Raw genomic sequence first — 244 nt, forward strand, 5'->3', positions numbered from 1 at the left:
CTTCAGCGCCTCGAGCAGACGGTCGAGATCCGCGAGCAGGAGATCCGCCGCACGCGCGAGCTGCACTGAGAGACAGGTGTCGAGGACGTCGGACGACGTCATCCCCTGATGGACGAAACGCGCTTCCGGCCCGACGATCTCCGAAAGATGCGTGAGGAAGGCGATGACGTCGTGCTTCACCTCGCGCTCGATTTCGTCGATGCGTTCCACATCGAAGGTGGCGGCGCCGCCCTTTTCCCAGACT

1 protein-coding gene is annotated in these 244 nt (G+C 63.5%); it reads right to left on the bottom strand.

What is annotated here, in order from left to right; all coding sequences use genetic code 11:
- Positions 1 to 244: lyase family protein (locus tag CH341_RS33200; RefSeq protein ID WP_245431364.1), on the bottom strand; the 244-nt coding region annotated here is incomplete at both ends.

The sequence above is a fragment of the Rhodoplanes roseus genome (assembly GCF_003258865.1).
Taxonomy (GTDB): Bacteria; Pseudomonadota; Alphaproteobacteria; order Rhizobiales; family Xanthobacteraceae; genus Rhodoplanes; species Rhodoplanes roseus.